Source organism: Streptomyces sp. NPDC020996, from assembly GCF_040641355.1.
Classification (GTDB): Bacteria; Actinomycetota; Actinomycetes; order Streptomycetales; family Streptomycetaceae; genus Streptomyces.
Genome location: NZ_JBFADM010000113.1, coordinates 1 through 13,589 on the forward strand (window position 1 = coordinate 1; position 13,589 = coordinate 13,589).

9 protein-coding genes and 1 pseudogene are annotated in these 13,589 nt (G+C 72.4%); 3 read left to right on the forward strand and 7 right to left on the reverse strand.

Annotation, left to right across the window (positions count from 1 at the left end; all coding sequences use genetic code 11):
* The 5 genes and pseudogenes from AB0G63_RS38135 to tkt form a co-directional block, all read right to left on the reverse strand.
* A pseudogene (locus AB0G63_RS38135) lies at positions 1-488 on the reverse strand (glucose-6-phosphate isomerase); the annotation flags it as partial.
* Entirely contained in the window at positions 481-1,416 is a 936-nt protein-coding gene (opcA, locus tag AB0G63_RS38140) for a glucose-6-phosphate dehydrogenase assembly protein OpcA (RefSeq protein WP_360760191.1), read from the reverse strand. The pseudogene AB0G63_RS38135 and the gene opcA, both read right to left, overlap by 8 nt.
* On the reverse strand, positions 1,413-2,975 hold the full coding sequence (zwf, locus tag AB0G63_RS38145; protein WP_360760194.1) for a glucose-6-phosphate dehydrogenase: 1,563 nt from the start codon (positions 2,973-2,975) through the stop codon (positions 1,413-1,415). The genes opcA and zwf overlap by 4 nt, the downstream gene beginning before the upstream one ends.
* Positions 2,972-3,106, reverse strand: coding sequence for a hypothetical protein (locus tag AB0G63_RS38150; RefSeq protein ID WP_360760197.1), 135 nt, complete (start codon positions 3,104-3,106; stop codon positions 2,972-2,974). Before AB0G63_RS38150 ends, zwf begins: the two co-directional genes overlap by 4 nt.
* A 19-nt stretch (positions 3,107-3,125) precedes the next feature.
* Complete coding sequence (tkt, locus tag AB0G63_RS38155) at positions 3,126-5,201, reverse strand: transketolase (RefSeq protein ID WP_360760200.1); 2,076 nt, start codon at positions 5,199-5,201, stop codon at positions 3,126-3,128.
* Between the two features lie 185 nt (positions 5,202-5,386).
* On the opposite strand from tkt, the gene AB0G63_RS38160 reads away from it, so the two are divergent.
* Positions 5,387-6,304, forward strand: coding sequence for an AraC family transcriptional regulator (locus AB0G63_RS38160; RefSeq protein WP_360760203.1), 918 nt, complete (start codon positions 5,387-5,389; stop codon positions 6,302-6,304).
* A 135-nt stretch (positions 6,305-6,439) separates the two neighbouring features.
* On the opposite strand, the gene AB0G63_RS38165 is transcribed toward AB0G63_RS38160, so the two are convergent.
* Positions 6,440-7,840, reverse strand: coding sequence for a glycoside hydrolase family 16 protein (locus AB0G63_RS38165; RefSeq protein ID WP_360760205.1), 1,401 nt, complete (start codon positions 7,838-7,840; stop codon positions 6,440-6,442).
* Positions 7,841-8,229: 389 nt separating this feature from the next.
* Entirely contained in the window at positions 8,230-8,517 is a 288-nt protein-coding gene (locus AB0G63_RS38170; protein WP_360760207.1) for a hypothetical protein, read from the reverse strand.
* 487 nt (positions 8,518-9,004) lie between these two features.
* Here AB0G63_RS38170 and AB0G63_RS38175 point away from each other — a divergent pair, with 487 nt between their 5' ends.
* Both AB0G63_RS38175 and AB0G63_RS38180 read left to right on the forward strand, forming a co-directional pair.
* The gene (locus AB0G63_RS38175) at positions 9,005-10,342 is read left to right on the forward strand and encodes a 6-phospho-beta-glucosidase (RefSeq protein WP_360760210.1); all 1,338 of its coding nucleotides are present in this window, start codon (positions 9,005-9,007) and stop codon (positions 10,340-10,342) included.
* Positions 10,343-10,454: 112 nt separating this feature from the next.
* On the forward strand, positions 10,455-13,502 hold the full coding sequence (locus AB0G63_RS38180; protein ID WP_360760213.1) for a glycoside hydrolase family 38 C-terminal domain-containing protein: 3,048 nt from the start codon (positions 10,455-10,457) through the stop codon (positions 13,500-13,502).
* Positions 13,503-13,589 lie beyond the last annotated feature (87 nt).

Sequence of the window (13,589 nt, forward strand, 5' to 3'; positions counted from 1 at the left end):
ATCGCCGGGCCCAGGTCGGAGCCGCCGATGCCGATGTTGACGACGTTCTTGATGCGCCGGCCGGTGTGGCCGGTCCACTCGCCGGAGCGGACGCGCTCGGCGAAGCCGGCCATCTTGTCGAGGACTTCGTGGACCTTGGGCACGACGTTCTCGCCGTCGACCTCGATCACCGCCTCGCGCGGGGCGCGCAGCGCGGTGTGCAGCACCGCCCGGTCCTCGGTCGTGTTGATCTTCTCGCCGCGGAACATCGCGTCGCGCAGGCCGAACACGTCGGTGGCGGCGGCCAGCTCGCGCAGCAGGGCCAGGGTCTCGTCGGTGATCAGGTGCTTGGAGTAGTCGATGCGCAGGTCGCCCACGCGGACCACGTACCGCTGCGCACGCCCCGGGTCCGAGGCGAACAGCTCGCGCAGGTGCGGCTGTCGCTGGGCGCGGTGGTCCTGCAGGGCGGTCCACTCGGGCCGCCGGGTGAGCTGGGGGGCGTCAGACATGAGAGGCGTTCTCCTTGGGGGACTCGCCGCGCAGGGCGACGGCGTACATCTCGTCCGCGTCGAGGCGGCGCAGTTCCTCGGCGATGAGTTCGGAGGTGGTGCGGACCTTCAGCGCGAGGGTGCGGGAAGGCTGGTGCGGCAGGGTCAGCGTGGCCAGCGGACCCTCGGGGCGGTCGATGACGATCTCGCCCTGCTGGGTGCCCAGGCGCACCGCGGTGACCACCGGGCCGGCGGTGACGATCCGGTCGATCTTCACGTGCAGCCGCGCCTCCAGCCAGCGTGCCAGCAGCTCGGCGGCCGGGTTGTCGGCCTCGGCCTCCACCGCACCCGAGACGATCCTGGTCCGGGCCTGGTCCAGGGCCGCGGCCAGCATGGAACGCCACGGGGTCAGCCGGGTCCAGGCGAGGTCGGTGTCGCCGGGCGCGTAGGAGCGGGCGCGGGCCCGGAGGGCCTCCAGCGGGTTCTCGGCGGCGTACAGGTCGGTGATCCTGCGCTGCGCGAGGGCGCCCAGCGGGTCCTTGGCGGGTTCCTCCGGCGCCTCCACCGGCCACCACACGACGACCGGCGCGTCGGGCAGCAGCAGCGGCAGGACGACGGAGTCGGCGTGCTCGGACACCTCGCCGTACGTGCGCAGGACGACGGTCTCGCCGGTGCCCGCGTCGGCGCCCACCCGCACCTCGGCGTCGAGGTGGGAGTTGTGGCGGTCGCGCGGGGTGCGGGCGTGCCGCTTGATGACGACCAGGGTGCGCGAGGGATGCTCGTGCGAGGCCTCCTCGGCCGCCTTGATCGAGTCGTAGGCGTTCTCCTCGTCGGTGACGATCACCATCGTCAGCACCATGCCCACGGCGGGTGTGCCGAGGGCGCGGCGACCTTGCACCAGCGCCTTGTTGATCTTGCTTGCCGTGGTGTCCGTCAGGTCGATCTTCATGGCCTGCGCCAGCTCCGTCCGTCTCGTGCGAGCATCTCGTCGGCTTCCCCGGGTCCCCAGCTGCCCGCGGCGTACCGCGCGGGCCTGCCGTTGGTCGCCCAGTGCTCCTCGATCGGGTCGAGGATCCGCCACGACTCTTCCACCTCCTGGTGACGGGGGAAGAGGTTGGCGTCGCCGAGCAGCACGTCCAGGATGAGGCGCTCGTACGCCTCCGGGCTCGACTCGGTGAACGACTCGCCGTAGGCGAAGTCCATGGTCACGTCCCGGATCTCCATCGACGTGCCCGGCACCTTCGAACCGAAGCGGACGGTGACGCCCTCGTCCGGCTGGACCCGGATGACGATCGCGTTCTGGCCCAGCTCCTCCGTCGCCGTGGTGTCGAACGGGGAGTGCGGCGCCCGCTGGAAGACCACCGCGATCTCGGTGACCCGGCGGCCCAGCCGCTTGCCGGTGCGCAGGTAGAAGGGGACGCCGGCCCAGCGGCGGTTGTCGACGTTCAGCCGGACCGCCGCGTAGGTGTCGGTGGCGGAGGCCGGGTCGATGCCGTCCTCCTCCAGGTAGCCGCGCACCTTCTCGCCGCCCTGCCAGGCGCCCGTGTACTGCGCCCGCACGGTGTGCCGGTCCAGGTCCTCCGGCAGCTTCACGGCCCGGAGGACCTTCAGCTTCTCCATGAGCAGCGACGGCGCGTCGAAGGAGGCGGGCTCCTCCATGGCGGTCAGCGCCAGCAGTTGCAGCAGGTGGTTCTGGATGACGTCGCGGGCCGAGCCTATGCCGTCGTAGTAGCCGGCCCGGCCGCCGATGCCGATGTCCTCGGCCATGGTGATCTGCACGTGGTCCACGTACGACCGGTTCCACACCGGCTCGAAGAGCTGGTTGGCGAAGCGCAGCGCCAGGATGTTCTGGACGGTCTCCTTGCCCAGGTAGTGGTCGATGCGGAAGACCTGGTCCGGCTCGAACACGTCGTGCACGATCGCGTTCAGCTCACGCGCGCTCGCCAGGTCGTGGCCGAACGGCTTCTCGATGACCGCGCGCCGCCAGGACCCCTCGGGGGCGTCGGCCAGCCCGTGCTTCTTCAGCTGCCGCACGACCTTCGGGAAGAACTTCGGCGGCACGGACAGGTAGAAGGCGTAGTTGCCGCTCGTGCCGCGGGCCTTGTCGAGCTCGTCGACGGTCCGCCGCAGCTGCTTGAACGCCGTGTCGTCGTCGAAGTCGCCCGGGATGAACCGCATGCCCTCGGCGAGCTGCTGCCAGACCTCCTCGCGGAACGGCGTACGGGCGTGGTCGCGCACGGCGTCGTGGACGACCTGCGCGAAGTCCTGGTCCTCCCAGTCGCGGCGGGCGAAGCCGACGAGCGAGAAGCCCGGCGGCAGCAGGCCCCGGTTGGCGAGGTCGTACACGGCCGGCATCAGCTTCTTGCGGGACAGGTCGCCGGTGACGCCGAAGATGACCAGGCCGGACGGGCCCGCGACGCGGGGCAGCCGGCGGTCACGGGCGTCCCGCAGCGGGTTGTCCCATCCGGTGGCCGGAGCCGTCACCTCCTCCAGCGGAGTGGCGCTCATGCGGCATCAACTCCCTTGTGGTTCATGGATTTCGTCACCGCGTCCGGCAGGTCCTGCCGGGGCGCCCCGGACTCGAGCGCTCCCGCGGTCGCGGCCGCTTCGCTCACAGTGATCATCTTCTTCTTGATCATCTTCTTCCTCGCGATCGCGTCAACCGCGGGCGGCGGCCAGCGATTCCCGGGCGGCGGCGACCACGTTCTCCGGGGTGAAGCCGAACTCGGCGAACAGGGTCCCGGCGGCCGCGGAGGCGCCGAAGTGCTCCAGGGAGACGATGCGGCCGGCGTCGCCCACGAAGCGGTGCCAGGTCAGGCCGATCCCGGCCTCGACGGCGACCCGCGCCCGCACCCGCGGCGGCAGCACCCGCTCGCGGTACTCGCGCGGCTGCTCCTCGAACCACTCCACGGACGGCATCGACACCACCCGGGTGCCGACGCCGTCGGCCTCCAGCAGCTCGCGCGCCGCCACCGCGAGCTGCACCTCGGAACCGGTGGCGATCAGGATCACCTCGGGGGCCGTCGTGGACGACTCACGCAGCACGTAGCCGCCCTTGGCCGCGTCCGGGTTCGGCGCGTACGTCGGCACGCCCTGGCGGGTCAGCGCTAGCCCGTGCGGGGCGGGGCGGGTGGCGTGCCGCTCGAGGATCTCGGCCCAGGCGACGGCGGTCTCGTTGGCGTCCGCCGGGCGGACCACGTTCAGGCCGGGGATCGCGCGCAGCGACGCCAGGTGCTCGACGGGCTGGTGGGTCGGGCCGTCCTCGCCGAGGCCGATGGAGTCGTGCGTCCACACGTACGTCACCGGCAGCTGCATCAGCGCCGACATGCGTACGGCGTTGCGCATGTAGTCGGAGAAGACGAGGAACGTGCCGCCGTAGATCCGCGTGTTGCCGTGCAGCGCGATGCCGTTCATCTCCGCGGCCATCGAGAACTCGCGGATGCCGAAGTGGATCGTGCGGCCGTACGGGTCGGCGCCGGGCAGCGGGTTGCCCTCCGGCAGGAACGACGACGTCTTGTCGATGGTGGTGTTGTTGGAGCCGGCCAGGTCGGCGGAGCCGCCCCACAGCTCGGGGATCACCGCGCCCAGCGCCTGCAGCACCCTGCCGGACGCGGCACGCGTGGCGACCGCCTTGCCCTCCTCGAACACCGGCAGGGCGTCCTGCCAGCCGTCGGGCAGCCGTCCGGCGACGATCCGGTCGAACAGCTCCGCCCGCTCGGGGTGCGTGCCGCGCCACTCCTCCAGCCGCTTGTCCCAGGCGGCGTGCGCCTCCGCGCCGCGGTCGAGGGCGCCCCGGGTGTGGGCGAGGACGTCGGCGTCCACCTGGAAGGCGCGCTCGGGGTCGAAGCCGAGGACGCGCTTGGTGGCGGCGACCTCGTCCGCGCCGAGCGCCGAGCCGTGCGCGGCCTCGGTGTTCTGGGCGTGGGGCGCGGGCCAGGCGATGATCGTCCGCATCGCGATGATGGACGGGCGCCCGGTCTCGGCCTGCGCCGCCCGCAGCGCCGCGTACAGGGCGTGCACGTCGACGTCGCCGTTCCCGGCCGGCTCGACGCGCTGGGTGTGCCAGCCGTAGGCCGCGTACCGCCCCAGCACGTCCTCGGAGAACGCGGTCGCGGTGTCGCCCTCGATGGAGATGTGGTTGTCGTCGTACAGCAGGACGAGGTTGCCGAGCCGCTGGTGCCCGGCCAGCGAGGACGCCTCCGCGGAGACGCCCTCCTCCAGGTCGCCGTCGGAGACGATCGCCCAGACGGTGTGGTCGAAGGGGGAGGCGCCGTCGGGGGCCCCGGGGTCGAACAGACCGCGCTCGTAGCGGGCCGCCATCGCCATGCCGACGGCGTTGGCGACGCCCTGGCCCAGCGGGCCGGTGGTGGTCTCGACGCCGGCGGTGTGCCCGTACTCCGGGTGGCCGGGGGTCTTCGAGCCGCGGGTGCGGAAGGCCTTCAGATCGTCCAGACCGAGCTCGTACCCGGCGAGGTAGAGCTGGGTGTAGAGGGTCAGCGAGGTGTGCCCGGGGGACAGCACGAAGCGGTCACGGCCGGTCCACTCCGGGTCGGCCGGATCGTGACGCATCACCTTCTGAAAGATCGTGTATGCCGCCGGCGCCAGGCTCATGGCGGTGCCCGGGTGGCCGTTCCCCACCTTCTGCACGGCGTCGGCCGCCAGCAGGCGGGCGGTGTCGACGGCACGCCGGTCGAGTTCGGTCCATTCCAAGCGGTCCGCAATCTGCGTGCTCATCTTCAAGAAATCCTCGATCCGAGCGAAGGGGTCTGACGAACGCGTTCAAACTTAAAAGTCTGACTTTTACGGGGGAAGGTGCCGTTGTGTCAGCCTGTGGTGAAAGTGGGACACCGGAGAGAACATCGGCACGAGCGGGAACGTCGGCACGAGCGGGAACGTCGGCGGGGCGGGACGAGAAGGACATGGCGGACGACAACATCCGAGGGAGAGCCGGTGACGACGGCGCGGACGGCGACGACGGCGGTATCAGGACGTTCCCCTTCCCGGTCGAGCTGAGCGTCGGCGGAGTCGGCATGCGGGTGGGCCCGATGGGCGCGGACCCCACGTGGCACTCCGCCGCGTCCCCGCACCGGGTGCACCGCATCGACTTCCACGTCGTCATGCTGTTCAGCGAGGGCCTGGTCCGTCACATGGTCGACTTCGCCGAGTACCGGGCGACGGCCGGAGACCTGCTGTGGATCCGACCCGGACAGGTCCACCGCTTCTCCGAGTCGGACGAGTACCGCGGAACCGTCCTGACCATGCAACCGGGCTTCCTGCCCCGCGCCACGGTGGAGGAGACCGGCCTGTACCGCTACGACCTGCCGCCGCTGCTGCGCCCCGACGGCGCCCGGCTGGCCGGCCTGCGCGACTCCCTGGACCAGTTGCGGCGCGAGTACGAGGACACGGCCACGCTGCCGCCGGGCCTGCACACGGCGGTGCTGCGCCACTCGCTCACCGCGTTCCTGCTGCGGCTCGCGCACCTGGCGGCGAACTCCGCGGAGGCGGCACGCCGGCAGGCCGACACGACGTTCACGCTCTTCCGGGACGCGGTGGAGGAGGACTTCGCCACCAACCACAGCGTCAGCGCCTACGCCGACGCCCTCGGCTACTCCCGCCGCACCCTGGTGCGCGCGGTGCGCGCCGCCACCGGCGAGACGCCCAAGGGCTTCATCGACAAACGGGTCGTCCTGGAGGCCAAGCGGCTGCTGGCCCACACCGACCTGCCCATCGGCCGCGTCGGCGCCGCGGTCGGCTTCCCGGACGCCGCGAACTTCTCCAAGTTCTTCCAGCAGCACACGGACCTGACTCCGGCGGCGTTCCGGGCGGAGATGCGCTGATGCACGGGAAGGGGGCTCCACGCGCGCGTGGAGCCCCCTCGCGGGCCGCGACCGGGCCGCGACCGGCCGGTCGGTGGCCGTACGGCGGCGGTCAGTGGCCCGTCAGTGGCTGGCCCGTGGCCGCTCCATGGCCGGTCAGTGGCCGAAGTCGAACCAGTTGACGTTGACGAAGTCGGACGGCTGGCCGCTGGAGAAGGTGAGGTAGACGTCGTGCGTGCCGGTCACCGCACTCATGTTGGCCGGGACCGTCTTCCAGGTCTGCCAGCCGCCCGTGCTGGCCAGCGCGAAACTGCCGACCGGGGTGCTGGTGCGGCTGTCCAGCCGTACCTCGACCAGGCCGCTGACCCCGGACGCGGCGCCGCTGGCCACCCTCGCGAAGAACTGAGTGGCCGCCGTGGAGCCGAAGTTGACGCCCTTGTACAGCGCCCAGTCGCCATTGGCGAGGTAGCCGATGTCCTGGCCGCCGCCGGTGTCGGAGGTGGTCTCGGTGACCACGCCGGACTGGCTGTCGTACGACTCGGCCTGGATGGCGCTGTAGGCGTCACGGTTGCCGGAGGGCGGCGGTGTGGTACCGCTCCCACCGCCCGCCTGGAGGACCTGGACGTAGTCGACGACCATCGGATGGCCCGGCTGGGTGTCGGCGTCCAGGCCGCCGCCGAAGGCGTCCGGGAAGCCGCCGCCCATCGCCACGTTCAGGATGACGAAGAAGCCGTGGTTGGTGGCGTTGGCCCACGTCGTCGCGTCCATCTGACTGGCCGTCACCGTGTGGTAGTTGACGCCGTCGACGTAGAAGCGGATCGCCTCCGGGCTCACCGAGCGGTCCCACTCCATGGCGTAGGTGTGGAAGCCCGACTGGCAGGTGGTGTTCGGACACGCGACGGAGTTGCCGATGCCGGACGTCTCGTTGCACGGGCCGCCCGGGTTGGTGCCGCAGTGCATCGTCGCCCAGACCTTGTTCAGGCCCTGGACGTTCTCCATGATGTCCAGCTCGCCGACGCCCGGCCAGTTCTGGTAGTTGCCGCGGAAGGGGGCGCCCAGCATCCAGAACGCCGGCCAGTAGCCCTCCGCCGCGGTGCCGGTGACGTCGGGCATCTGGAGGCGCGCCTCGACGCGCAGCTTGCCGCCCGACGGCGGCTGGAAGTCGGTGCGCTGGGTCTCGATGCGGCCCGAGGTCCAGCGGCCGGCGGAGTCGCGCAGCGGGGTGATGCGCAGGTTGCCGTTGCCGTCGAGCGAGACGTTGCTCGTGCTGTTCGTCATCGTCTCGACCTCGCCGGTGCCCCAGTTGGCGGCGCCGCCCGGGTAGGACGTCCCGGTGTCGTAGAGCCAGTTCGCGGTGTTGACGCCGGAGCCGGCGGCGCCGTTGAAGTCGTCCACGAACACCTGCGTCCAGCCCGCCGGCGGCGTGGGCGCGGAGGCGTTCGCGGACGGTACGGCGATGGTGGCGGCGGCGGCCGTCAGGCCGAGGGTGCCGAGGGCGGCGACGAGCACCCGCCGCAGCGGGCGCCGTCTGCGGTACGTGCCGGAGGTGTCACTCATGTGGGGTGCCTCTCGGGTACGGGGTTCCATGCGGGGTTTCATGCGTGGGGTGCCTGGTGCCTTCGGGAGCAGTGTGAGAGCGCTCTCAAAGTGGCCCCAATGTGCTCTCCGTCCCTTCGGTCGTCAAGGCTTAAAACAAGGAAAGTCCTTGCAGCACAAGTGAGTTCACCGCATGAATAGTGCGAATCGGCCGAGACTTCCACAGCGCGGCGCCCGCTTTCCACGCCCCGTCGTTCCGCACGTCCTGCTGCTTCCGCTCAGGGACTCTCCCACCACTTCGAGCCCGTCGGGAACCGTCACATCACGCCCTCGCACTGCTGTCGCAGTCGCTCGGGGCAGGGGGACGAAATCCGGGTCTGCCGCCGTCCGCCGTCGACTCGAACTGGGCTTCAGGCGAGCCCACGATGGGCGGCCCACAACGCCCCGGCACGGCCGGCGGCGTCGGCGACCAGGGCCGCCAGTTCGGGTCTGTCGGGGACCGGGAACGAGACGTATGCGCCCCGACCACCATCGACTGGTCTGCCGTAAGCCTTCACGGCGAGGTGACCGTCCGGGAGAAGCCGGACGTTGAGTGTGGTCAGCGTGAACGCTTCACCGCGTCGAGTGTCCGTCCAGCGGAGCGCCTGCGGGATTGTGACGTTGATCGCCAGAGCACTCACTTCCACATTGCCGCTCATGGACGGATGATCTCACGCGCGTCGCCCCGGGCGACCGCCACCGCGTATCGAGGCGTGATCAGACTGCCTGCCACAGAGGTCCGTGACCTCACGGTACGGCGCGAGGGAGTGGGGTGGCGGAGGGAGCCGTGGCGTGGGGGAGGGGGCCGTCGTCCGCCCGGCGGGGAACGGGCTCCCGGCCAGGACGCGCCCGCCGTCCGACCGGCGACGCCTTCCGGCGGGCGCGCGGACCGGCGCGCGCGGACCGGCACGGCAGCCGGCACGGCGGCGGCCGTAGCGGCAGGCCGTAGCGGCGGGCCGTGGCCGCCGCCTGTGGCAAGGTCGTCCTGCCCGCCGGCTCCGCGGGGTTCCCCGGGAACGGGGACGGCGGGGGCGTGCGGGCGGCTGGACCAGACGTGGTGGTGACGAACGCGCCGGCCGCCCCGCCGGCCCGTTCCTCCCCGCGGGAGGCGGGCCGCGCGGCGGTTCCGGCGGGAAAGGTGCAGGAGTGAGGCTGACGATTCTGGGCGGCGGCGGGTTCCGGGTGCCGCTGGTGTACGGGGCGCTGCTCGGGGACCGCGCGCCGGGGCGGGTGACCCGGGTCGTGCTGCACGACCTGGACGCGGGGCGGCTGGCCGCGGTCACCCGGGTGCTCGCCGAGCAGGCCGCCGCCGTGCCGGACGCCCCCGAGGTGAGTGCCACCACCGACCTCGACGAGGCCCTGCGCGGCGCCGACTTCGTGTTCTCGGCGATCCGGGTCGGCGGTCTGCGGGGCCGGGCGGAGGACGAGCGGGTGGCGCTGGCGCAGGGCGTCCTCGGCCAGGAGACGGTCGGCGCGGGCGGCATCGCCTACGGGCTGCGCACGGTCCCGGTCGCCGTCGACATCGCCCGGCGGGTCGCCCGGCTCGCCCCCGACGCCTGGGTCATCAACTTCACCAACCCGGCGGGCCTGGTCACCGAGGCCATGTCGCGGCACCTCGGCGACCGCGTCATCGGCATCTGCGACTCGCCGGTCGGCCTGGGCCGCCGGATCGCCCGCGTGCTGGGCGCCGACCCGAAGGAGGCGTGGATCGACTACGTCGGCCTCAACCACCTCGGCTGGGTCCGCGGCCTGCGCGTGGCCGGCCGCGACGAACTCCCGCGGCTGCTCGCCGACCCCGGCCTGCTGGGCTCCTTCGAGGAGGGCCGGCTGTTCGGCGCGGACTGGCTGCGCTCCCTGGGCGCCGTCCCCAACGAATACCTGCACTACTACTACTTCAACCGCGAGACCGTACGCGCCTACCAGCAGGCGGAGCAGACCCGCGGCGCCTTCCTGCGCGACCAGCAGGCCCGCTTCTACGAGGAGGCCGGCCGCCCGGACGGCTCGGCGCTGGACGCCTGGGAACGCACCCGCGCCGAGCGCGAGGAGACGTACATGGCGGAGAACCGGGAGGCCGCCGGCGCCGGTGAGCGCGAGGCCGACGACCTCTCCGGCGGCTACGAGAAGGTCGCCCTGGCCTTGATGCGGGCCATCGCCCGCGACGAGCGCGCCACCTTGATCCTCAACGTCCGCAACCGCGCCACCCTGTCCGCGCTGGACTCCGAGGCCGTCATCGAGGTGCCCTGCCTGGTCGACGCCAACGGCGCTCACCCGGTCGCCGTCGACCCGCTGCCCGGCCACGCGACGGGACTGGTGTGCGCGGTGAAGGCGGTCGAGCGCGAGGTGCTCGCCGCGGCCGGGTCCGGCTCCCGGGGTACGGCGGTGAAGGCGTTCGCGCTGCACCCGCTGGTCGACTCGGTGAGCGTGGCCCGGCGGCTGGTCGACGGCTACACCGCGGCGCATCCGGAACTGGCGTACCTCAAGTAGGCTCCCTTGGGGAAAGCGCTTTCCCCGGCCGGCTCCCCACCGGCTGCCCATCGGTTCATCATCGGCTCTCAACCGGCTTCCGCTCGGCTCCCTGGCTTCTTGGAGACCCTTCATGCACGACGAACGCCGCCGGATCGAGGAGCGCGCGCAGCGCCTCCACACCCAGCGCATCAAGCCCGCGGTCTACGCGGCCACCGTCCCCCTCGCGGTCGAGGCCTGGCAGGCGCCGGGCGAGCCGGTCCCGTTCGACCGGGCCGCGGCCGCCGCCTACGAGCCCTTCGCCATGGACACCCCCTGGGGGCCGCCCTGGGGCACCACCTGGTTCCGGATGCGGGGACAGGTGCCCGCCGAGTGGGCCGGACGGCGCGTCGAGGCCGTCATCGACCTCGGCTTCGTCGGCGGCTGGCCGGGCAACCAGGCCGAGGCCCTGGTCCACCTCGCCGACGGCACGCCGCTGAAGGCGGTCAACCCGCTCAACCAGTACGTGCCCGTCGCCGCCCCCGCGGCGGGCGGCGAGGAGGTCCACTACCTCGTCGAGGCCGCCTCCAACCCCGACATCCTGGCCGACGACTTCGCCCGCCCGACCCCGCTCGGCGACGTCCTCACCGCGGGCGACCGGCCCCTCTACACCTTCCGAAGCGCCGACCTCGCGGTGCTGGACGAGCAGGTCTGGCACCTCGACCTCGACCTGCAGGTGCTGCGCGAGCTGATGGCGGAGCTCGCCGAGCACGACCCGCGCCGCCACGAGATCCTGCATGCCCTCGACCACGCCCTCGACCTGCTGGACCTCGACGACGTCGCCGGCTCGGCCGCCGCCGTGCGCGAGGCGCTGCGGCCGGTGCTCGCCAAGCCCGCGCACGCCAGCGCGCACGTGATCTCCGGCGTCGGCCACGCGCACATCGACTCCGCCTGGCTGTGGCCGATCCGCGAGACCAAGCGCAAGACCGCCCGCACCTTCTCCAACGTCACCTCCCTGGCCGAGGAGTACGAGGAGTTCGTCTTCGCCTGCTCGCAGGCCCAGCAGTACGCGTGGGTGCGCGACAACCACCCGCAGGTGTGGGAGCGGATCAGGAAGTCGGTCGAGAAGGGCCAGTGGGCGCCCGTCGGCGGCATGTGGGTGGAGGCCGACGGCAACCTGCCCGGCGGCGAGGCCATCGCCCGCCAGCTCGTCCACGGCAAGCGGTTCTTCCTCGAACACTTCGGCATCGAGACCAAGGGGGTCTGGCTGCCCGACTCCTTCGGCTACACCGCGGCCTACCCGCAGCTCGCCAAGCTCGCCGGCAACGAGTGGTTCCTCACCCAGAAGATCTCCTGGAACCAGACCAACAAGTTCCCCCACCACACCTTCTGGTGGGAGGGCATCGACGGCACCCGCATCTTCACCCACTTCCCGCCCATCGACACCTACAACGCCCGCTTCAGCGGCGAGGAGATGTCCCGCGCGGTGCGCAACTACGCCGAGAAGGGCGGCGCCACGCGCTCCCTCGCCCCGTTCGGCTGGGGCGACGGCGGCGGCGGACCCACCCGCGAGATCATGGAACGGGCGCGCCGGCTCCGTAACCTGGAGGGATCCCCCCGGGTCGAGATCGAGCACCCCGACGCCTTCTTCGCCAAGGCCCGCGAGGAGTACCCGGACGCGCCGGTGTGGGTCGGCGAGCTGTACCTGGAGCTGCACCGGGCCACCTACACCTCCCAGGCCCGCACCAAGCAGGGCAACCGGCGCTCCGAACACCTCCTGCGCGAGGCCGAGTTGTGGGCGACCACGGCCGCGCTCCACGCGCCGGGCTACGCCTACCCGTACGAGCGGCTGGACCGGCTGTGGAAGACGGTGCTGCTGCACCAGTTCCACGACATCCTGCCGGGCTCCTCCATCGCCTGGGTGCACCGCGAGGCGGAGGCCGAATACGCCCGTGTGGCACAGGAGTTGGAGGAACTGACCGGCGAGGCGGTGGCCGCGCTGGGCGGCGGCGGAGCGCGGGCGTTCAACACCAGCCCGTACGACCGGGCCGAGGTCGTCCGCACGGCCGGCGGGGTCCCGGTGTACGTCGAGGTGCCGGCGAACGGCAGCGCCCCGCTCGCCGTCGCCGAGCCGCCGCGGCCGGTGACGGTGGACGGCCGCGTCCTCGACAACGGCCTGGTCCGCGTGGAGGTGGCCGAGGACGGCACCCTGGCCTCCGTGTTCGACCTGCGCGCCCGCCGCGAGGTCCTCGCCGGCCCGGGCAACCTGCTGCGCCTGCACACCGACCTGCCCAACTACTGGGACGCCTGGGACATCGACAAGCACTACCGCAACCGGTACACCGACCTGCTGGACGCCACGAGCGTCGAGGTCGTCGAGCAGGACCCGCTGCTCGCCTCGATCCGGGTCTCCCGGTCCTTCGGCAAGGGCTCCACGATCACCCAGACGATCACGCTGCGCGCCGGCAGCCCCCGCGTCGACTTCGAGACCGACCTCGACTGGCACGAGGCCGAGAAGATCCTCAAGGCGGGCTTCCCCGTCGACATCCGCGCCGCGCACGCCTCGGCGGAGATCCAGTTCGGCCACGTCCAGCGACCCACCCACGTCAACACCAGCTGGGAGGCGGCCCGTTTCGAGGTCTCCGGCCACCGCTGGGTGCACCTCGCCGAGCCCGGCTACGGCGTCGCGGTCCTCAACGACTCGACGTACGGCCACGACGTCACCCGCACCGTCCGCGAGGACGGCGGCACGACGACCACGGTCGGCCTCAGCCTGGTGCGCGCCCCGCGCGTGCCGGACCCGGGGGCCGACCAGGGCCGCCACCGCTTCACCTACTCCCTGCTGCCCGGCGCGGACATCGAGGACGCGGTCGCCGAGGGCTACGCCCTCAACCTCCCGCTGCGGGTGGCCGACGCGGCGGGCGCGCCCGAACCGGTCGTCTCCGTGCAGGGCGACGGCGTGACCGTCGAGGCGGTGAAGCTCGCCGACGACGCCTCCGGCGACGTCGTGGTACGGCTCTACGAGTGCCGCGGCGGCCGCGCCCGGGGCGTGCTGCGCACCGGCTTCCCGCTCGCCGGCGCCCAGATCACCGATCTGCTGGAACGGCCGCTGGAGGAGGTGCCCGTCGACGACGGCGTCCCCGTGGCGCTGCGCCCCTTCCAGATCCTGACCCTGCGCCTGCGGCGCGCCGAGGCGGGCTGACGGCGCCGGGGGGGGCCCCGGGCCCCCCGGCGCGCCCCGGTGTCGCCCCCCCCCGGCCCGGGCGGGGGACCCCCCGAGGGCGCCCCC